This is a genomic window from Aquimarina addita (assembly GCF_039539305.1).
GTDB classification, from domain to species: domain Bacteria; phylum Bacteroidota; class Bacteroidia; order Flavobacteriales; family Flavobacteriaceae; genus Aquimarina; species Aquimarina addita.
Map to the genome: position 1 here is coordinate 99,802 of NZ_BAABCW010000008.1, position 19,540 is coordinate 119,341.

Here is a 19,540-nt window from a genome sequence, read left to right on the forward strand (position 1 = left end):
GAAACAAAACCGAATAATTATTTCTAAGTATATATAAATTATATCTTAAACTTATTACTAAAATTATTTATGATATTTCTTTTTCTTGTAGTGATCACCTGGGTAATTGTTATCTTTTCTGGATTGTATAAAAAAAATGCATTACTGCACACAAAAAAATATATCCAATATACGTGGATTATTGGTTGTTTTATAAGCATTATATCAGGAGCTACTGAAGGAACTTTATATTCTCACGGATTAGATATACCCTGGTGGATTTTTAGTATTGTTCATCTAATTATCATTATAATAACATTATATAGTGTACTAGTTCTAATGAAACTTTTAATCAGAAAATAGGTCTGCTACTTCTTAATCACTTACCAGTATAAAAGGGAAAATATCGCTACAGTATGTATTTCAATATTATTACCATATATTTAATATCTAACTTTAAATTAAAATCAATGAAATTATTAAAAAGAACTACCCAGATTTTAGCAGTAATTCTCATAGTATCAATAACTCAATCCTGTGGTTCCTCTAAGGAACAGATTGCTGATGAGCAATTAAGTAGTTTTATGTTAGGTGGAATCTATTTTTTTAATGGATATGGAGGAGTTGATGAAGTAAAAAAAATGATGAGTGATGCTGGATATACAAGCGATGAAGAACTGGTAAGCGGTTATAAGGAAATTCTAGAGTTTCCTTTTGAAACTTCTCAAAAATCCGGAATTAAAAATATGTTTAGAACCATGTGGGATGTAACAGACAAGGCGTCCTTATTGAGCACGATAGAAGATTTAAAAACCAGAGATTATAAATATAAATCATGGGATTATGCAAGAATTGTTAATAATGCATGTATGGGATATGCTGCAGAGTATCTATCAAAAGAAGAAGTAATTGAGATTATAAAAGAAGTGCTTCCACTAGCAAGAGAAAAATACGAGAATTGGGATGTTTATTATACAGATTTCAATTTAGGAAGGGTAGAATGGAATTCAGAAGATCCAGATGGAGCTGCTTTTAAAACTTTATCAGAAAATATAACAAAAGGCGAAAAATCAATTTATAACATACTACCATTACACACTAAGGCAGAGTAAGATCTACTAAACAGTTTATCCTCGAGGTAATATCTGTGCTATCAGTACGAATATTACCTCGAGTATTTTATTATTTAATTAATATGATATATCACAAACAATGAAAAAAAATCACCATTAATTTTTTAACAATTCTAGTTCTATTTTCCTGTAAAGACACCCAAACGACAAATACAAATGAAATGTCAGGGTCAGAGGAAACCATCATTAAAGAAGAGGAGCAAACGGAAAAAGCTCTGATAAAAAAACAGTAGTCAAATTCTCCTGGGACGCTATCGAGGAATCCTCAGCAGATATAGGAACTTACCCATATATTTCTCCTCCTACCGGAATGATTACAGACAAAACGAATCTAAATCTTTTGATTTTGATAAATTAGAAATGTTTGATGGTCGTGGTTTTTTTGTTTTAGATGGTAAGGTTGAAAAATGAGAGTTAAGATGGATGGTGATAAAGAATGGAATCAATATTTACTTGATAAAAGTGTCTCAGAACACCTTATTTCTATTGGCGCCACCTTAATTATTAGTGGTAAGATATCTGATGAACAAATAGCTACTTGGGGAGATACACGAAACGCATGATACGCACATATGCATGAATCCTATGTAGGTGATGTTGTTAATGGATCAATCGATATCTATGTACTTAAAAATCCAACAAAAAAAATCGGTTTTCATGCACCCAAAAATTCAAAAGAAATAGGCATTATTGAGCCATTGAAATAATATTAATAGGGTAAATTAAAGAACAAAATGAATAGACAATCTGCAATCGTAATTAGTTATTATTTAATTTCTATTTTAGTTATGATATCGTTCTCTGGTTGTAATTCAGGTCAGAAAAACCAAAAAGTACCGTTAGATTCAAAAAATGTAAAAAAAGAAATAGTAAGGACCAGCGATTCTATTGATATTGAAATGATGGTAGAATCATCAATTAAGAATTCAATAGACTCAATTGATGTGATGATAATTCCATGCGCTAATGGATATGAATATAAGATTCACGGTTATGATTTTAATCCTATTATTGAGCATACATTAAATGATGTATCACAGATTAAAGTACATCCATTTCCTGTTAAAAAATTGATAGGTGTTCCATATCAAGGAGTATTTGAAAAAAAGTACTGTGCTCCCATTCTTGAAAAAGTTCAGGTCTCATATCTTATTATGATTCGTTTTACCGACAATCCATTTTCCAATGATCCTACTAAAAGAAGTTGGGGCTATCAAACCAGAATCCTAAAAACGAAAACTATGGAACAAGTTAATTCTATATCGGCTACTGGATTACTACAATATGCAGAAATCGAAGAACATATCCAATCAAACATTGATAAGTTAAGGTCAGACATTGAACAATTACATAGTAATGAATAGAAAGACAACAATTATACTTTTTTTGCTAATAAGTTCTGGTGTTTTTGCCTGTATTAATGAATATAGAACCTTATTAACGGGAGAAGTAGTACATAAAGAAAGATCAAGTGGTCTGGTTTGGACACGTGATATTGATACCCAAAAACTTAAAGAAATATCAAATCATTTATTACAATCCTATGAAAGGTCTGATTCTATCGAGTACTTTTCTGATTATGCTGCAACTCTTATTTATTTGGGTGAATATCAAAAAGCAAAAAAAATCTATCAGGAGATTGAACAAAAATCACCAAACCTGTATACTACTGCTTCGAACTTAGGTACAATTTATGAGTTAATAAACAAACCAGATACTGCACTCGCTTGGATTAAAAAATCGGTAACACTTAATCCTAATTCTCATGGAGGATCTGAGTGGATACACATAAAAATTCTAGAATATAAAATTTCTAAATCTGACGATTTTTCTACCTCTATTTTAGGATTAGATTTTGGGGATAATCCAAGCCCGATGAATCCTCATGCTTATGAACTTAGAAAATTAGAAGAAGATATTAAACACCAATTAAAAGAACGGCTCACGTTTATCAAACCTCCAAATAAAATTATAGGCGCGCTCTACTTTGACTTAGGCAATATAATTGCTCAAACAAAAGATGTACAAGCCGCAATGGAAAGCTATCATGAAGCAAAAAAATATGGCTTTGAATCTGAGCTATTAGTCCAAAGAATTGTTACCATGCAGGAATTAGCCAATAAAGCTAAGCCATATAAGCAACAAAAACAATTAATTGATTTTATTAAGAATCATATTGTATTACTGTTTTCTCTTGTTGCATTGACAGTGTTCTTATTGATTGTATTGTTCATATTATTCAGGAAAAGAAGAACCGTTTAGCATAAGTTAAAACATATTTGAAAAAAACCGTCTCTTCAAAAAAAAAGAGACGGCATATTATGAGATGGTTGAAATAATCAATTCATTTTTTAATATATCGAGTACTATATCAAAAATTAAATTGAAGTCTTGTGAATATCCTGGTACCATCAATACCAAATTGAGTAGTTTGCCAAGGATATTTGAATCTACCCACAAAATCAAGGTTTCTATCTGTAGGTTGTCCCCCAGTACTGGCATAGGCGTCTGCAAAAGTATCCGGATACACATTAAACAAATTATTAGCTCCTATTGTAAAATTAATCTTTTCAAAAAATTCATACGAAAAACTCAAGTCTGTTAATGTCTTACCTCCAAAAGTTGCGTCATTTATCTCATCACTAGGATGTAAATAAGTTACTTCTCCATAATTCATAAAAGAAAGAGTGGTAGAAAAGCTACCGAGTGAGTATGTTCCTGACGCAATAATTTTTTGTTGTGGTCTCCAGGTTTCAATACGAGAAACGTCTTCTCTGGAAAAGATAGTAGTCTCCAGGTTATTATCTACTATAAAATCAGGAAAGTTAGTACTCGTCACTTCAGTTTGGTTAAAATTTGCAGAAATACTACCACTAATTTGACCAGCACCTATAGCAATATTATCAGCATTAAGAACAACATCAAATCCTGTGGTGGTGGTATTTACGGCATTTAAGAAAAAACCTGCTGATCCTACATTAATACTGGATAAAAGTTGATCTACTGCATTAGTAGGGTCTCCAGTAGGTGTAACTTGCCCCGATAATACAATCCTATCAGCGATATCTACATTATAGTAATCCACAGTCAATCCTATTTTTGAAGTAATTCTAAAGGTAGCACCAACTCCATAATTAATATTCGTTTCAGCATCCAGTGTTGGGATTCCTAAGGCTCGCAATGCAGGGTCTGTATTATTTAAAATCCCATTATCCTGTATCCCATCTTCTGTCAATGTAGTGGTGCGAGATGTATAATACACCTGATGTAATGAAGGTGCTCTAAACCCATTACTTACAGAGGCTCTTATTGCAATTTTATCATCCAGTAATTTTACTCTGGCATTTAATTTTCCACTAATCTGACTCCCAAAATCACTATACGTTTCATAACGTAATGCCCCTCCTATTAATATACTTTTACTAATATCAGCACTTATATCTGTATAAACCCCCAGATTATTTCTATAATCATCAGACACATTCTCTGGACTAAACCCACCAAAGGATTCTGATCCAGTACGATCATTAGGATTATCGGGGCTTCCGTCGCCATAAGAAGCAAACTCACCTTCTCCTGTTTTAAAATTTTCTGTCCTATGCTCTGCTCCCATGGCTACCGTGATAGATTGGGTATCAGCAAGATCAAAAGTACGTACAATATCAAGATTGTTTACTACATGACTAAATTCATGAGAGCCATTATAAAAATCCGACGGACTAGATGCTCCATAAGATTGATTAAAAGAATTAACAATGTAATAATCTATTCTATTCTTACCTAAGGTAGAGCTAATATCAAAACTCCAATCATTATACACCGTTTTTAACCCAAGAGAAAAGGTATAATCCTTAATCTGCGGCGCCATTTCTGCCAGAAAAAATTCCTGATCTGGATAGATTGCTTCAAAACCACTAACCCAATAAGGGACACGAGCAAATTGTGGAGCTGATCCAGCGCGATTTGTAAGTGTTCCAAAAGAATATACTTCTGTTTCGGTTTCTTCATCTAATATATATCCCGCATTATAAGCAAAATTAGTAATAGTCATATCCGGTAATCCTACCTGAAAACCTGCACTAGGGTTTCTAGCTAAAAAAGCGCTCAAATCATCTGTGTCAAAAGCATCGGGATTTGCTGCATCTGGTTCAGGAACTCCCCAATATCCTGCCTCGTCTTCTACACTGGTTACCGTACCAGCTCGTTGTGATCTCTTTTGATCAAAATAACTTAGAGTTACATTTGCATACCCTTTTCCTTTGATTTCTGTTCCTGCACCTGCTTCAATCTGATATTGTTCTCCATCTCCCTCTGTAGTTGTACTATAACTTGTGCTTACAAAAGGGTCTACTTTTTTCTTCATAACCAAATTGATTACACCTGCTACAGCATCAGAACCATATTGAGCAGAAGCACCGTCCCGAAGAATCTCTACATTTTCTAATGCAGCAGAGGGAACAGCTTTCATATCTACCCCTACTTCTCCTCGACCAGGAGTTACATAACTATACACTAATGCACTGGCATTCTTTCTTTTTCCATTTACTAATACCAAGGTTCTACTGGGCAATAAGCCCCTAAGATCTGCAGGACTAAAATGAGCAGCTGCATCAGAAATAGGCTGTTGTGTAGAATTATAAGATGGTACTTTAAACATTAATTGTTGATCCAGTACTCCTTTTCCTGTTTTTGCTAATTCTGTAGTGTTAAAGTTATCTACAGCAACAGGTGAATCAAACGAGGTTCTGGGTTTTCCTCTAGAACCTACCAGAATAATTTGATCCAATTGCGATGAAGATGCCACTAAAGTAACAGAAATCTCGTCTTTACCTTCAATAGATACTTCCTGTGTCTCAAAACCTATGTAAGAAATCACTAGCGTAGTTATATCATCAGGCACAGAAAGTGTAAAATTACCATCAAAATCAGTTCGGGTTCCTATATCCGTACCTTTAATCAACACATTAGCCTCTGGTAGTGGTACGCCTTTACTATCCCGTACTTTTCCCTTGATCTCCCTGTTTTCAATTTTAGGTGCTTTTGGTGCACTAATTCTTGGAGTTAAAATAATCTGCATTTCGTTAATGACATATTGAATATCCGTAGAAGAAAAAAGAAGATTCAATACATTGGTTACAGTCTCATTAGTTGCTTTGACACTTATTTTTTGATCTATATTTATTTCATTATTCATATAAAAAAACTTGTACTGCGTTTGTTTTTTTATTTCTTTCATTACTTTAGTCAGTGGCACTGAATTAAAATCAAGATTAATTCTTTTTTGGGCATTCCCATCGCTTGCTACTATCTGAAATATAGAAAAGAATAGTAAAAAAATAGATACCTTCATTTTGAAATAGAGTAAGCCCTGTTGATTTTTATCAACATTACGATTAACGTGTATTTTTTTCATAATTTTGAATGCTTTTAAATTGTTAGTACACTTTGAATTATTGACGATTTGAGCAATTGGGGGAAATGTGGCAGCATTTCCCTTTTTTTGTTATTTTAAAATATTGTGATCAAAAATGTATTTTTATGGAGGTACATTGTATTTTCTCAAAACACCTTTGATATATGTTTCTAATGATATCATAAATTATTTTTTTTCTTTTATGGTAATTATCTTGTCTTGTATAGTAAAATCAAAAGGTTTACTAATGCTAAAAGTTGTCAGCATATCTGCTATATTTTCTATATCAAATTCTCCTGTAAATCTTTTTTGAGCCATCGCCTCGTATTCTATTTTGATAGTTACATTATAAGTACGTTCAATCTTTCGACATATTTCTGTAAAAGTCTCATCATCAAAAATTAATCGATTATCTACCCACGCAATATAATCCTGCGCATTGACACGCCTTTTTATTATTTTTTTTGTGTTAGAGTTTAAAGAAGCCTGATCTCCCGGAATCAGTTTTTGTTGTATTCTTGATTCTCTTGCGGCTACTACTACAGAACCTTCGACTAAGGTTGTCTTCATATCCTGATCCTCTTGATAAGAAGAAACATTAAACCTAGTTCCTAATACTGTAATATCCATTTGGGCTGTAGTTACAATAAAAGGTTGTTTCTTATTAGTGGTCACTTCAAAATAAGCTTCTCCGGTTAAAGCAACCTCTCTAACTTTTTCGGTGGTTAAAAATTTCTGAGGAAAGCGAAATGTACTCTCTGCATTTAGCCAAATTTTCGACCCGTCAGAAAGAACCAGTGTAAAAATTTTACCTTTAGGCACAATAATTTCATTGTACACTAGATTTTCGTTAATAACATCTTCTTGTAACTCGAACGATATTATATTTTGTTGTTGCCTTCCTATAACAGTTCCATCACTGTTAGTAATGCTATCGGCTGTATTATTCTTCAATACTTTTATGGTACCATCTGCTAGCTTTAGCAGTATTTCATTATTTTCTTGAGAAGGAAACTCATTTTTTACAATTGGTTGATCATTATCAGAAGAAATACCTATAACCATAAATTTCCAAAATAAAGAAGATCCTAAAACGAGTAATAAACAAGCGGCTATGGCAAACCATTGAAAGGCACGTTTATCTTCTTTTCTTTTAGCTTTTGTGATCGCTTCTACCTTTCTAAATGCAGTATCTGTATCAAATTCTGGAGAAGTATCCTGAGAAATGTATTCAGAAAGACGCACTTGCTCCTTGAACGTTTTTTTATGCTCAGGATTAGAGGCTATCCACTCCTCAATTTCTTCAATTTCTTTTGAAGTAGCTTCTCCTTGTAAATATTTCTGAATTTTTGTTAACATATTGAACGGTATTGAGGGGCTTATATACTTATGATCCATTATTTCTATAAAACCCCTAGTTTAATTTACATTTTTAGTATATTAGACACTAGATACAAGGAGCGAAACACATATACATTGAGCGAAAACTACGCTAAAAAAGACATGCAGCATGAGAATTGGACAGGCTTCAAAGCAATGTTCAATCAGCATTATAGCTGGTTATGTTCCTATATATATAAAATTTCTAAAGATGAATCACTAGCTCAGGATATTGTACAAATTGTGTTTATTAATCTTTGGGAAAAACGTAAGACAATCACGATTAATAGTTCTACTAAAAATTACTTATTGCGCTCCTGCCATAATCAATACTTAAAACATCTGCGTTCTATAAACTCTCAGTGTACACGTTTGGATACGTTAAAATTAGAAACCTTGTGTGAACTATATGAAGAGGAAGAAACAGCCTGGAAAGAACAGAAAATAAAAGATATTAATGTAGCAATAGAAGCATTGCCACCTAAGTGTAAGCAAGTGTTTATACTTCATAAATTCGAGCATATTAAATACAAAGAAATTGCAGAGATTATGGGAATCTCTATTAAGACAGTAGAAAACCACATAGGAAAAGCCTTATTACATCTACGAAAAAGTATTTCTTACCCTTAAAGTTTTGAAAAAGAATATTAAATGAGCTACCTTGACCTAAGGGTACAACAAGGTATACAAACGAGACCGCTTCACTACAAGAATCAGGAAACGAGACTCCTTTATCCCGATTCTATGCGCTACACTCGAGGTAGAGCCTCGGGGAATTCTATTGATTAAAATATAAAAAGGTAGTTAGCTTAATTATTTGCCTAAAAAACTCGGGTAACAACTACTATCAGTCTTTTACACCTAGCTACGAATCTTCAACACCAATTGATTTAAAAAACCGTATAAAGCGTTGTAACGATCATGCCTTTATGACCTTGTAATTTAATCGCTACTACTTCTTTTTCTTCTTTTACCTTAAAATTAAATGGTGGATCTAATAGACTCAAACCGCTTTGTTTCTTTAATCTGATTCCTTGTCCCGAAATAATATCCTTATTAGGTATAAAGTAGCCTTGGGGCACGTGTTCTGTAAGCATTATGTACTTATAAGCAGCTAATTTATGCACTATACGTTGTACTTCATCATTTGATAAATGTTGTAACACTTGTCTTACCAGTGCACAATCTCCATCAGGCAATTCATCTTCAGCAATATCTAAACAATGAAATTCTAAATTTTCTTCTTTATATATTGATTTATTATAAGTGATAAGATCTTTTACAATATCTACAGCAATATACTTCTTAGTATGCTTTACCAATTCTTTTCCTACATTAAAGTCACCACATCCCAAATCACAAACTGTAATAGGGTTTTCAAAAGATTTTAAAAATGAAATGAGAGCAACTATATAAGGAGTGACTATCTCAGGATGATGGGATCCCATACCTGAATAAAATTCTGAATGAGTACCTCCCCAAAGTTTCATGCTATACACCTGCTCCATAGCATCTTTAGTTGGCCACGGTTTCTTCATTCTTTTAATGCTACCTCCTTTCTCCATACTTACGTATCAAACAATAAAATAATAACGAATGTATTTAAATTATAGCATAAAATCCTGATGTTAATTTGCATAGATAACAGAAGTATCTGATATCTGACATAATTAATCACTTTTTCAGATTGTTAGTATCATTTTATTAGTATTTTTAAAGTACTTGAATTTTAAAACCATACTATTTATACAATATGTATCAGATGAACCTTTATCATAAAGTATGTAAACGTAGTAGCTATAATAGTCTTTTTTGTAATGTTAACACTATACATGAATAATTAAATTGATTATTTAGAAGCATTTTAAGATCAAAAAACGTAAACACATGAAAAAACTTGTACTTATTTTGTGGTTAATTACCATAAATTCTTTTGCTCAGATTACCGTACAATATCATGATTTTGCTTCTGTGGGAGATTCTGTAATAGAATATTATGACAGGACACCAGATGAGTCGATACAAGCAGGTGACTCCGGTCCTAACCAAGTGTGGGATTTCTCAAGCCTAAAAACTATAGGAAAAGACACCTTAGTTTATATGAACCCCAGAGATACACCATTTTCTGATGATTTTCCTACAGCAAATCTTGCTCTCTACTCTAATAACAGGTACGAAGCCTGGATGTTTATGAAAAACTCTCCTACAGAGTTAATCAATAAAGGATCAGGAGTTTTTGTAGCTGGCGAAAAACGAATTGATATAAGCGATGAAACTTTTATAAAATATCCACTTCAATATCAGGACATATCTTCTAATAAACGATCTAATGACGAAATTATTGAAAAAACAAGGAATGGTACAGATTCCATAAAAAGAACCCGTGTCTGGGAATTAGAAACTCTGGTAGATGCCTGGGGAGATATTATTTTACCCAATGGTACTTTCTTTTCACTCCGTTTAAAAGCTGTAACTGGTTTCACTCAATTTTTTTACAGAAAAGAAAAGGATCAATGGATTCTTATTAAACAATCCAAAAAAAATACGACTACCTGTTACCGATGGTTTACTCATGACAAAAATGTAAAATATCCTCTGGCACAGATGGTAATGGATGATGATCATAAGCGTCCGATTATCGTTAAATTCTTACCAGCATCACCCTTTGAAGAGATGATAAATCGCACAAAAGTTGATATAAGAGCATATCCTAACCCTGCAAAAAGACAAATTTCTATAGATATGAAACAACAGCAGAAATCCTATATAAATATATATTCTTTTAGTGGACAATTGATAAAAAGTATCCAAAGTGATCAGAAAATAACCGATATTGATCTGACCACCATTTCAGATGGCACCTATTTCATTGTTGTACGAGATACAGAAGGAAGGATTCTCGGAAAAAGCAAGTTTATAAAAACAAACTAATCTCTATTTGCTGTAATAGCCATCACATATTTAAAAATAAATTTATTCATATTCTATGATTTGCACCATCTATTCTCATCAAATTGGGTTTGACAAAATAACGGTTATTTTAAAAGAAAGTTACCCAACAGCTTCATTGACTATTAGCACTCAGCAAGAATCACAAATTGCTACCTTAGAAATCAAAGGAGGCTTTTTTAGCACTTCAAGTGTTTTAAAAATCAGATATCGTCAGAGAAAAGAACCTTCTTATCAAATTCCGGAAATAGATGATTGTCTGCTAACAACAAATCTGAAAGGTCTTTATGGTTTTGTTAACTCAATGCCTGCTAATAACCCTAAGGTTAAAGATTTATTTCTAAGGAAAATTGAAACATTAAACTGCGAATTTTCCATTAAACAGGAACATGGTAAAACAAAAGATCTTCATGCTTTAATTCTAAAGTTCGCGCAAGAGTTTGAAGCTATCATTTTTGCACAACCTTCCACAGTGATAAGTAAATCAGAAATTGGACAGCATTTCTTAGACACCAATTTAAACCTCATTATAGATGAGCAGGGCAACTGTGCGATAGAAACGCTTGCAGTAAAAATCGATTCAATTTATTTTGATGGAGAAAACAAAGAAGGTACCGATGACCAAAAAGTAAGGAAAACACGGAGTGAGGCAATTCTGGAAGAGAAAGATATTAAAACTAATAAAAACTTACCTTTTATTATATCTGAGCAAAAGGTCACGATACGACAACCTAAAGAAATTGCGATACGTGTCAGTATATTGGCTATGACCAATCTGGTAGCCTTTAACCATGTATCATCTGATATTGCTATTGAATATCTTAAAAAATATAATTTATGGAATGCTACTACAGATAATGAAAAAAACTTTTTAGAAAATCCTACAGATGAGCTCAAAACAATAGAAACATGGAAATGCGAAGGAATCTGGACATTACTATGGGCCTTGGGAAAAATTGATGCTTTAGGATTCCCTAATGAATTATGCAATTTAGACCTGATACCTAAAGACAAATATCCTATCGGACAAGCTAAAAACCCAAATGATTTTATCAATTCGATTACAGTCACAAGAGACAAAGCAGAAATTCTGGATGCCAATGATATGTATTACCGTTTTGATTGGGCATGTGTTGATGCCAGACTACAGAATGAAACAATCACCGAAATAAATCCTAGTGTTATATATGAAAGACACTATGCATTAAATTGGTTAATCAACTACAGAGGGCAAGACTGGGATGATGTAAGCTGTGATACATAAAACTCATTTAAAATAACACCACTTTTAGACCTCTATTAATATATCCAATAGTTATATATCATTAAAGATAAACGCTTAGTGGTGGCGTTACACACTCTACAGAATAACACCTGTTATTTTATCTTTTATTTAATAATCATACCCATCCATTTTTATAAATGAACATTTTACAATTAACGCTTCTATCAATTCATTAACTAAACATACTTTACGTTACTATGACCCTCATTATCTATTAAGTAAAATAAATATTAACAATTCCTCAAAAACTTTACTTATATGCTTGTAAAATACAATTTCAAAAACTCTATTTTATATCAAATGACCGAAGATGAAAATGAATACCTTCTCCCGCTCTTTTTTGCGCTATAACATTTATTGATTCTTTAGTCAATTGTAATATTCTAGGATATCCACCCACAGTTTGACAATCTCTCATCAAAACAATTAATTTTCCTGAAGGGGTTAATTGAATAGTACCCGGTAACACCGGAGCGCTAATCATTGAGGACAGATTATTAAAAAACGGCTCTGATAACTGAATAGCCATTCTGTTTTTACTGTTTGAAATCGTAAATCGATCGACAAACAATTGTAACTTCTGACTCTCTGATAAAAGATGAAATTCAGGTCCTTCAAAACAATTAATTTTATCAGAATTAATCCAAAAATTAGCTATCGATACGGAAGCAAATTTACTATCAAAAACAAGATTTTTTTCATATAAAATATGATCATTTTTCATTAACATTATTCTATTGGTAATTCCTTTATAATAAGACCTGCTTTTTAGAATCATTTCTGTTTGAAACCCATTCTTAATTCCTACAAATCCAAAACACCCATTTTGAACATTTTTAAGCATCAAAACATCATTTTTAAATACCTGAATTGAAGTGTTCATTTTTTGTTCTTCTTCATTTAAAAAAGGAATACATTCAGCTCCTGTCACACTAATCAAAGTAGGCTCATCAAATTGCAAAACCGGAGGCATCATAGCCCATTCTATTACTGCGCAATTTTCTTTATTTCCTAATAAATAATTTGCTAATAAAAAAGAGCGTTGATCCATAGCACCACTTTTAGGAACACCATATTTAGAAAATCCAAAACGTCCCTTATCCTGAATTGTAGTACAAAGTCCTGAAGAAATTACTGTCACTTTCCCCATCATAACATCTTGAATTTTGGGTGATAAACCTCTAACAAAACAAGTTTTTTTATATCGTTATACTCTTTTTCTTTAATCGATATAAATTGTAATTCATCTCCAGGCTTAATAAAGCAACAATTTGTAGCCTGAACATCAAAAAACGTTAATGGAGTTTTACCAATGATATGCCAACCACCAGGACTATCACTTGGATAAACCCCTGTCTGATTACCACCAATTGCCACAGAACCTTTTTTAACATCTAAGCTCGGAATCAATTTTCGTTCGGTAATTAACTTCTCATCCAGACCACTCAAATATAAAAAGCCTGGTAAAAAACCAATAAAATGAACCACATATAATGGAGCAGTATGCAAAGAGACAACCTCACCCACAGACAATGATTTATGAGCTGCAAAAGAGATCAATTCTGGAACTATCGAAACACTATAACAAACAGGAATCTGCCACAGTCGTTTTTTTTCCTTCTTCTTATTACAATCATGGAAATAAAGTGATTTTAGCTCCAAAACTTCACTATAGAAATCCTCTATACCTAACTTATAAAGAACTAATAACGAGTTATATGATAATACCACCTCAACAATTACTTCAATATAATTATTTTCAATCAAATTTTTATAAAAAACCAATTCATGTAATAAAATTTTATCAATTTTTGATGAAGTTGTAATCAAAATTGCGTTCTCCGCATACTGTTTAAATTCAAAATCCGGCTGTATTGCATCCATATTATATCATATTTCGAACTAACAATTCACCATGTAAGAGTCTTAAAATTTCTACCGATTTCAGGTGATCTCCATGAACACAAATTGTATCAAAAAAAACAGGCACCTCTACTCCTGATTTTGTTTTTACTTTTTTATGTTCAATCATTTGTAACACATGTTCCAATACTTGTTCAGGATCTGAAATCACAGATTGTTTTTCTGACCGAGACACTAATGAAAGATCACGCTCATAATTTCGATCTGCAAAAACCTCACTGATCACATCAATATCTCCTTGGCTAAGATAAGAAATTATAGATTCTTTTGGAGATATTAACTTTATACTTTTATCGATATTTCTAATTGACCTAATAACAGATTTTGCAACTGCTTTATTTTTGACAGTCTGGTTATACAAAGCCCCATGTGGTTTAACATGATACAATGTTGTTCCTGCTTTTTCTGCCCAATCTTTCACACACAAAATTTGATCTGTCAATGTCTTCTCCAAATCATCTGATGAAATTTTCATCACAGATCTTCCAAAGTTTTTGCGATCCGGATATGAAGGGTGTGCCCCTATTTTTACCTGATACCGGATTGCTAAATCTATAGTTTCTCTAATCACTTTTTCACTTCCTGCATGTGTGCCACAAGCAATGTTACACAAAGAGACAAAAGGCATGATTTCTTCATCAAATCCTGCCTCTTCTCCTACATCCGAATTCAATAATATTTTTTTCAAAATTCTTACAATTAAATACCGTATTTTCCTACAAATTTACAATAACTTTCCAAATTCCTTTAACACCTAAAAACAACATGACTAAAAGAACGAAAAAACCTACAATATTTTGAGCTTTTGAATTTGTGTATTTTCCTAGTAATTTAGGTTGATTCATTACCCATAAAAGGAAGCCAGCAATTATGGGCAATAAAAGACCATTCGCAATCTGTGCAAACTGAATAACCTCTAAGGGATTAATCCCCAAAGAAGAAAACAAAACTCCCAAAAAAAGAATAAACATCCAGACGGCTCTAAAAGACATACTTTTTAATCCTGATGTCCATCCCAAACATTCTTTTACTACATACCCTGCTGCCAATGGAGCAGTAATTGCAGAAGTAATTCCCGCAGCAAAAAGTCCGATTGAAAGTACATATTTTGCCATAGAGCCAAAAACTGGTTCCAGGCTTCGAGCGAGATCTGCGGCATTTGTCACTTCTACATATTGAACTGCTGCACCTGATATAATAATTGCAATAGATATCAATCCTCCTAGTGCAATTGCAATAATTGAGTCTTTTCTGGCACTAGGTAAATCGTCTGCTGATTTCCAACGTTCACTTACTATTGATGCATGAAGAAATAAATTATAAGGAACCACTGTAGTACCTATCAACCCAACTATGGTTAATAATTTATCAGCCGAAAAATCCGGTACAAATCCTTTTATAACCATTGAAAAATCCGGTTGGGTAGTAATCGCTGCTATCACAAATGTTATACTCATAATTAAAACCAATACAATAAGACTACGTTCTAACACTTTATAACTCCCTATATATAAGAGAAAAAATGCAATCAAGCCTATACAAAGAGGTACATAATTGACAGACATACCTCCCACATGAATCTGGGTAGCCCCTAATATGGTTGACAATCCCAATGCACCTCCACTTATGTTTCCTGCTTCATATGCTGCATTGCCAATAAAAATTGCTGATAAAATGATGACTATCAAAAAACGCCTCACAACTCGATTAGAAATTTGTGAAGTGATGACTTCACTAAGGCCTTTTTGGGTTACTACACCTAATCGAGCCGCCATTTCCTGTAATACTATACAAATTAATATAGATAATACCATAGCCCATAATAGGGTATATCCAAAAGTTACTCCCGCCATTGTGCAAACTGTAACAGTTCCTGGACCTATAAATGCAGCAGCGACGAGTGTACCTGGACCTATACGTAGTATTTTTTTCATGATTCCGGACTACTATCAAGTGCGTAGATAGCAAAAGACCCTAACCAATGTCCACCTTCATAACCATCTCCAATCAAATTAGGTAATGAATAATTAATATGTGTATTACCCACATTAAACAGATGTTCGAATTCAGGATATTGATTCGCTAAACCATATAACACCCATGCCCTACTAAAATTGAGTCCATCCAGATGTACTAATTTACCATCTGTGCGATCAGAAACCTCACCTACGGCTATAGTAAACTGTTTTGTTTGTAATGTTGGTAGAAAATTAGTGACCCAAGCCATGAACTCTTTTTTAGGTAATATTCTTCGCATTAGATCAACCTCTTCTAAGCAAGGTGATAAAAAATCATACCCACTAGGCTCCCAGTTAATAGGACACTGCTCATCATTTATATAAAAGTCTCTCGCTCGTTTTTCGATTGCAATTTTTAACTCATCTTGTTGCACCGCTTTCGCATAATCCCAGGCAAATGATAATCCAAATGCCGTATTAGTATGCTCTCCTACCCTGATTGGATAGTTTAATCTTGGCAAAAAATCAATATATCGTTTTACAATTAAATCTGTTAAAGGCCGTAAGTTTTCTTCTAACTCTCTTGCCATCGGATCCTCCCAGGTATGTAATTCTTCTGATAGTTTCAGTAACCATGCCCAACCGTAGGTGCGCTCATACGATTGATTATATCTCTTTTCAAAATAACTAACCTCTTCTACTATATTTTCTTTAGTTATATGAGTTAATAAAACAGTTCTTGCCAGCGTTGCTTTTTCTAAGGAAGGAAATTTCTTAAGCAACTTAACCATTGACCAATATCCATGTACAGAAGAATGCCAGTCAAAACACCCATAAAAAGCAGGATGTAATTCTTTTGGGGTTCCGATATCGTCTGCCCCACCTATCGTTTGACCTAATTTATTAGGGTATTCGGTTTGAAGACAGTGTAATGGTAATGTTAACAGACGATTGGCTTCTTCTATACTTAAAGCCAATGGCTTTTCTACGGTGTTTCCCTGCTGTACCGTTTTTGTAATATCTGAGTTATTTTCTTTTTCTGTAGCTGTATAGTTAGTACAACTTATACTACTTATAGAAAGTATGATTACTATAAAAAATCTGTTCATCATCAATAGTTAAATAAGTAAACTGTTTATGTTTTCTATTTAAAAATATTGATTTCTACAGGTATAGCTACATCTTTGTTGATAACACTAACAAATAGTTTATAAGTTTGAAATACCTAAAAACGTACTTCAGAAATTACTTTGCAGATATTACTCTTGAACCAAGAAGCTATATTCATCAAAAAACAACTCTGGTTTTTATTTTAAATATCTCTTTTGATAGTTAATAACATATATCAAACCAAGGGTTCAATGGAAAAAACATCTATTTTAGACTTCATAAGATTACGTGTTCTTTTCATCACTGCAATTCCGTTTCTTGATCCCTGAAAGTTCGTATTTCCTTCTATTGTTTCTATCACTCCTTGATCAACTGCTGTTACAATGCCAGTATGTGTCCAATCAAAAGTGGATTTCTGAATTAAAAAAAAATCTCCTTTCTTAACAATAGAGGGGTCTTTTCTTATTTTTTGATACCTGGTAAGCAAACCTTTTTGTAAACCAATTGTACCTACGGTATCACAGCTATACGTCAATGGCATTAACGTTTCAAATTTTTTACCCAAAACACTTACAGCCTGATCTAATATCATCTGAACGAATCCCATACACCAAAACCAGATAGCACCATCTTTTCCATCCATATAACTACGCACCCAAGGACCACTATTAGACTGCGTATTAATCGTTAACTCAAAAGGATGATTATCTAAGTGATTCTGTGCAACCTCCACGATCAAGTCACGTACATTTGTGGATTGTAATGGTTTTTCAAATGCTTCTTTTAAATTAAAAGAGAGTGCATCAAAAACAGTTTTATCAACAATCCCATCTTCAGGAAGCTTCTTTATTTTTTGAAAATTTCTTATAGCACGCTCTGTTGCAGGTCCAAAATCTCCATCGATCTTGATTGCTGTTCCACTGTTAGGATTCCAAATCGAAAATAATACTAACCATGATTGAATTTTGATTACATCTTTTTTAATATTTGCAGCTCCTTTTCTTTTTTGTGTTGTCCTTATGGTTAATTCTTTTTTATATGCAGTTTTTCTCATGACGCTTATAGGTTTAATTAGCTTCTTAAAGTTACTAATACTCTCTTGGGTTTTAGAGGGGAAAAAGACTATTTTTAAAAACCACACCCTGTTTTCAGTGTAATCATTTTCACTGTTTCTTGTGTATTTCTAAAAACACACTTTATCGAGTTTTACAAGCTATTTAAAAAATCATTTAATGAAAAAATATATCACTCTATTAATATGCACTTTATTTATAAGTACCAGTACTTTTAGTCAAAACTTAAGTAATATTACATCTGAGGAATTAGAGCAGGTTGAAAGCTTTATGTATAAAATGAATCATGAAGTTTTTAAAAAATCGCCACTTTTATCTAAAACAATAAAAGATTATAAAACTCCGTGGGAGTACCACATACCTAAAACTAAAGAAGAACTGTCCATAATTTTAGACACTATCACAGACTCTCATCAAAAAAAAGTAGGCAGTTTTTTTTCTAATGTAGAAATTGATGTAATTGTTCCTTTTCCTGCAATTAAAAATTATGATAACAAATTCAAAATAGAATTAGTATCCAGTAATGTTATCAACTCAGATGGTAATGTAGTAGAAATAGCCGCAAAAGGAACTACATATTTCGACACCGTAAAAACCAGCGTGGATAATGTTTCTTTAGAAAAAATAATCGCAAAAACTTCCTTCAAAACAGTATCAGAAGAAAAGGAAGATCAACTTAAGGGATCTATACGATTGATCGCTAAATTTATTACAGATTATAAAATCATAAAAATTGCACCTGATGATATTGGAAAGAAATTTATATTCAAAAATTTTAACTGTGAAATTATTGATATTTTTCGTAATAAAATATTCATAAAAACAGATGCTCCAACTTCTATTAACCCGTTTGACCTTGATAACTTTGTCAACCTTAATGATTCAGGTGAAAAACTAGATATGTTAGCTCAGTCAGAATTGATTGCATTACAAAAGGAAGATGAGACCATCGATCTTTATCATAGTTCAGCTATAGAGACTTCGGGAATACAAGAAAAATTGTATACTTTATTCAAAGCTAATCCTACAATATCTGAACCCGTTTTTAAAGCAATTCTACATAATGACCTTATTAGCATCTTAAACTCTGAAGATAAAGAGGCTGGAATTAAGAAATATTTTGAAAACAATTATGATATCATAAGAACAGCTGTAGAAATTCAGAACTTTTATCTTTTTGAACCAATTTATGGCGCAGAAAAAGAATTTGAGGTAAAGTTATAAATGATCGTGAGGTATGATCAATACTTTATGGTTCTATTTACTATGCCGACTACTAAGAAAAAACTGCACTTTACAATCTAGTTTTTAGTCGGTAAAATTTGATGAATTACAGC

General features: G+C 32.7%; 18 protein-coding genes. 9 read left to right on the forward strand and 9 right to left on the reverse strand.

What is annotated here, in order from left to right:
* Positions 1-69 precede the first annotated feature (69 nt).
* The 5 genes from ABD816_RS11420 (at position 70) to ABD816_RS11440 (ending at position 3,374) form a co-directional block, all read left to right on the forward strand.
* Entirely contained in the window at positions 70-342 is a 273-nt protein-coding gene (locus tag ABD816_RS11420; protein WP_344927445.1) for an acetyltransferase, read from the forward strand.
* 107 nt (positions 343-449) lie between these two features.
* Positions 450-1,091 carry a DUF1266 domain-containing protein gene (locus ABD816_RS11425; protein ID WP_344927448.1) on the forward strand — a complete coding sequence of 214 codons (642 nt, stop codon included), beginning with the start codon at positions 450-452 and terminating at the stop codon, positions 1,089-1,091.
* A gap of 428 nt (positions 1,092-1,519) precedes the next feature.
* Complete coding sequence (locus ABD816_RS11430) at positions 1,520-1,675, forward strand: hypothetical protein (RefSeq protein ID WP_344927450.1); 156 nt, start codon at positions 1,520-1,522, stop codon at positions 1,673-1,675.
* A 171-nt stretch (positions 1,676-1,846) separates the two neighbouring features.
* A complete protein-coding gene (locus ABD816_RS11435; RefSeq protein WP_344927452.1) occupies positions 1,847-2,476 on the forward strand; it encodes a hypothetical protein in 630 nt (209 codons plus the stop codon).
* Complete coding sequence (locus ABD816_RS11440) at positions 2,469-3,374, forward strand: tetratricopeptide repeat protein (RefSeq protein ID WP_344927454.1); 906 nt, start codon at positions 2,469-2,471, stop codon at positions 3,372-3,374. The genes ABD816_RS11435 and ABD816_RS11440 overlap by 8 nt, the downstream gene beginning before the upstream one ends.
* A 109-nt stretch (positions 3,375-3,483) precedes the next feature.
* Here ABD816_RS11440 and ABD816_RS11445 read toward each other — a convergent pair whose 3' ends face one another.
* Complete coding sequence (locus ABD816_RS11445; protein WP_344927456.1) at positions 3,484-6,525, reverse strand: TonB-dependent receptor domain-containing protein; 3,042 nt, start codon at positions 6,523-6,525, stop codon at positions 3,484-3,486.
* 186 nt (positions 6,526-6,711) lie between these two features.
* Positions 6,712-7,884, reverse strand: a complete 1,173-nt coding sequence (locus ABD816_RS11450; RefSeq protein WP_344927458.1) for a FecR family protein — start codon at positions 7,882-7,884, stop codon at positions 6,712-6,714.
* Positions 7,885-8,001: 117 nt separating this feature from the next.
* Between ABD816_RS11450 and ABD816_RS11455 the strand changes: the two genes are divergently transcribed.
* A complete protein-coding gene (locus tag ABD816_RS11455; protein WP_344927460.1) occupies positions 8,002-8,535 on the forward strand; it encodes an RNA polymerase sigma factor in 534 nt (177 codons plus the stop codon).
* 260 nt (positions 8,536-8,795) lie between these two features.
* On the opposite strand, the gene ABD816_RS11460 is transcribed toward ABD816_RS11455, so the two are convergent.
* A complete protein-coding gene (locus ABD816_RS11460) occupies positions 8,796-9,443 on the reverse strand; it encodes a class I SAM-dependent methyltransferase (RefSeq protein ID WP_344927462.1) in 648 nt (215 codons plus the stop codon).
* 349 nt (positions 9,444-9,792) lie between these two features.
* Between ABD816_RS11460 and ABD816_RS11465 the strand changes: the two genes are divergently transcribed.
* Both ABD816_RS11465 and ABD816_RS11470 read left to right on the forward strand, forming a co-directional pair.
* A complete protein-coding gene (locus ABD816_RS11465; protein ID WP_344927464.1) occupies positions 9,793-10,836 on the forward strand; it encodes a T9SS type A sorting domain-containing protein in 1,044 nt (347 codons plus the stop codon).
* A gap of 55 nt (positions 10,837-10,891) precedes the next feature.
* Positions 10,892-12,118 carry a DUF4272 domain-containing protein gene (locus tag ABD816_RS11470; protein ID WP_344927466.1) on the forward strand — a complete coding sequence of 409 codons (1,227 nt, stop codon included), beginning with the start codon at positions 10,892-10,894 and terminating at the stop codon, positions 12,116-12,118.
* 307 nt (positions 12,119-12,425) lie between these two features.
* On the opposite strand, the gene ABD816_RS11475 is transcribed toward ABD816_RS11470, so the two are convergent.
* The 6 genes from ABD816_RS11475 to ABD816_RS11500 form a co-directional block, all read right to left on the reverse strand.
* Complete coding sequence (locus ABD816_RS11475; RefSeq protein WP_344927468.1) at positions 12,426-13,292, reverse strand: 5-oxoprolinase subunit C family protein; 867 nt, start codon at positions 13,290-13,292, stop codon at positions 12,426-12,428.
* Entirely contained in the window at positions 13,289-14,023 is a 735-nt protein-coding gene (pxpB, locus tag ABD816_RS11480; RefSeq protein WP_344927470.1) for a 5-oxoprolinase subunit PxpB, read from the reverse strand. The genes ABD816_RS11475 and pxpB overlap by 4 nt, the downstream gene beginning before the upstream one ends.
* Position 14,024: 1 nt before the next feature.
* Positions 14,025-14,750, reverse strand: a complete 726-nt coding sequence (gene pxpA / locus ABD816_RS11485) for a 5-oxoprolinase subunit PxpA (protein ID WP_344927471.1) — start codon at positions 14,748-14,750, stop codon at positions 14,025-14,027.
* 28 nt (positions 14,751-14,778) lie between these two features.
* Positions 14,779-15,996: an Nramp family divalent metal transporter gene (locus ABD816_RS11490; RefSeq protein ID WP_344927473.1), complete on the reverse strand. Its 1,218-nt coding sequence runs from the start codon at positions 15,994-15,996 to the stop codon at positions 14,779-14,781.
* Positions 15,993-17,129: a DUF2891 domain-containing protein gene (locus ABD816_RS11495; RefSeq protein ID WP_344927475.1), complete on the reverse strand. Its 1,137-nt coding sequence runs from the start codon at positions 17,127-17,129 to the stop codon at positions 15,993-15,995. The genes ABD816_RS11490 and ABD816_RS11495 overlap by 4 nt, the downstream gene beginning before the upstream one ends.
* Before the next feature lie 236 nt (positions 17,130-17,365).
* The gene (locus ABD816_RS11500; RefSeq protein ID WP_344927476.1) at positions 17,366-18,184 is read right to left on the reverse strand and encodes a peptidoglycan-binding protein; all 819 of its coding nucleotides are present in this window, start codon (positions 18,182-18,184) and stop codon (positions 17,366-17,368) included.
* A 178-nt stretch (positions 18,185-18,362) separates the two neighbouring features.
* Here ABD816_RS11500 and ABD816_RS11505 point away from each other — a divergent pair, with 178 nt between their 5' ends.
* Positions 18,363-19,427 (forward strand): hypothetical protein, encoded by a 1,065-nt coding sequence (locus ABD816_RS11505; RefSeq protein ID WP_344927477.1) that lies wholly within the window; start codon positions 18,363-18,365, stop codon positions 19,425-19,427.
* The last annotated feature ends 113 nt before the right edge of the window (positions 19,428-19,540 follow it).

What these genes read in the sequence shown, in the direction of transcription:
- ABD816_RS11420 (WP_344927445.1), top strand. Translation starts at nt 70, where the DNA reads ATGATATTTCTTTTTCTTGTAGTGATCACCTGGGTAATTGTTATCTTT.
- ABD816_RS11425 (WP_344927448.1), top strand. Translation starts at nt 450, where the DNA reads ATGAAATTATTAAAAAGAACTACCCAGATTTTAGCAGTAATTCTCATA.
- ABD816_RS11430 (WP_344927450.1), top strand. Translation starts at nt 1,520, where the DNA reads ATGAGAGTTAAGATGGATGGTGATAAAGAATGGAATCAATATTTACTT.
- ABD816_RS11435 (WP_344927452.1), top strand. Translation starts at nt 1,847, where the DNA reads ATGAATAGACAATCTGCAATCGTAATTAGTTATTATTTAATTTCTATT.
- ABD816_RS11440 (WP_344927454.1), top strand. Translation starts at nt 2,469, where the DNA reads ATGAATAGAAAGACAACAATTATACTTTTTTTGCTAATAAGTTCTGGT.
- ABD816_RS11445 (WP_344927456.1), bottom strand. Translation starts at nt 6,525, where the DNA reads ATGAAAAAAATACACGTTAATCGTAATGTTGATAAAAATCAACAGGGC.
- ABD816_RS11450 (WP_344927458.1), bottom strand. Translation starts at nt 7,884, where the DNA reads ATGTTAACAAAAATTCAGAAATATTTACAAGGAGAAGCTACTTCAAAA.
- ABD816_RS11460 (WP_344927462.1), bottom strand. Translation starts at nt 9,443, where the DNA reads ATGAAGAAACCGTGGCCAACTAAAGATGCTATGGAGCAGGTGTATAGC.
- ABD816_RS11465 (WP_344927464.1), top strand. Translation starts at nt 9,793, where the DNA reads ATGAAAAAACTTGTACTTATTTTGTGGTTAATTACCATAAATTCTTTT.
- ABD816_RS11470 (WP_344927466.1), top strand. Translation starts at nt 10,892, where the DNA reads ATGATTTGCACCATCTATTCTCATCAAATTGGGTTTGACAAAATAACG.
- ABD816_RS11475 (WP_344927468.1), bottom strand. Translation starts at nt 13,292, where the DNA reads ATGATGGGGAAAGTGACAGTAATTTCTTCAGGACTTTGTACTACAATT.
- pxpB (WP_344927470.1), bottom strand. Translation starts at nt 14,023, where the DNA reads ATGGATGCAATACAGCCGGATTTTGAATTTAAACAGTATGCGGAGAAC.
- ABD816_RS11490 (WP_344927473.1), bottom strand. Translation starts at nt 15,996, where the DNA reads ATGAAAAAAATACTACGTATAGGTCCAGGTACACTCGTCGCTGCTGCA.
- ABD816_RS11495 (WP_344927475.1), bottom strand. Translation starts at nt 17,129, where the DNA reads ATGAACAGATTTTTTATAGTAATCATACTTTCTATAAGTAGTATAAGT.
- ABD816_RS11500 (WP_344927476.1), bottom strand. Translation starts at nt 18,184, where the DNA reads ATGAGAAAAACTGCATATAAAAAAGAATTAACCATAAGGACAACACAA.
- ABD816_RS11505 (WP_344927477.1), top strand. Translation starts at nt 18,363, where the DNA reads ATGAAAAAATATATCACTCTATTAATATGCACTTTATTTATAAGTACC.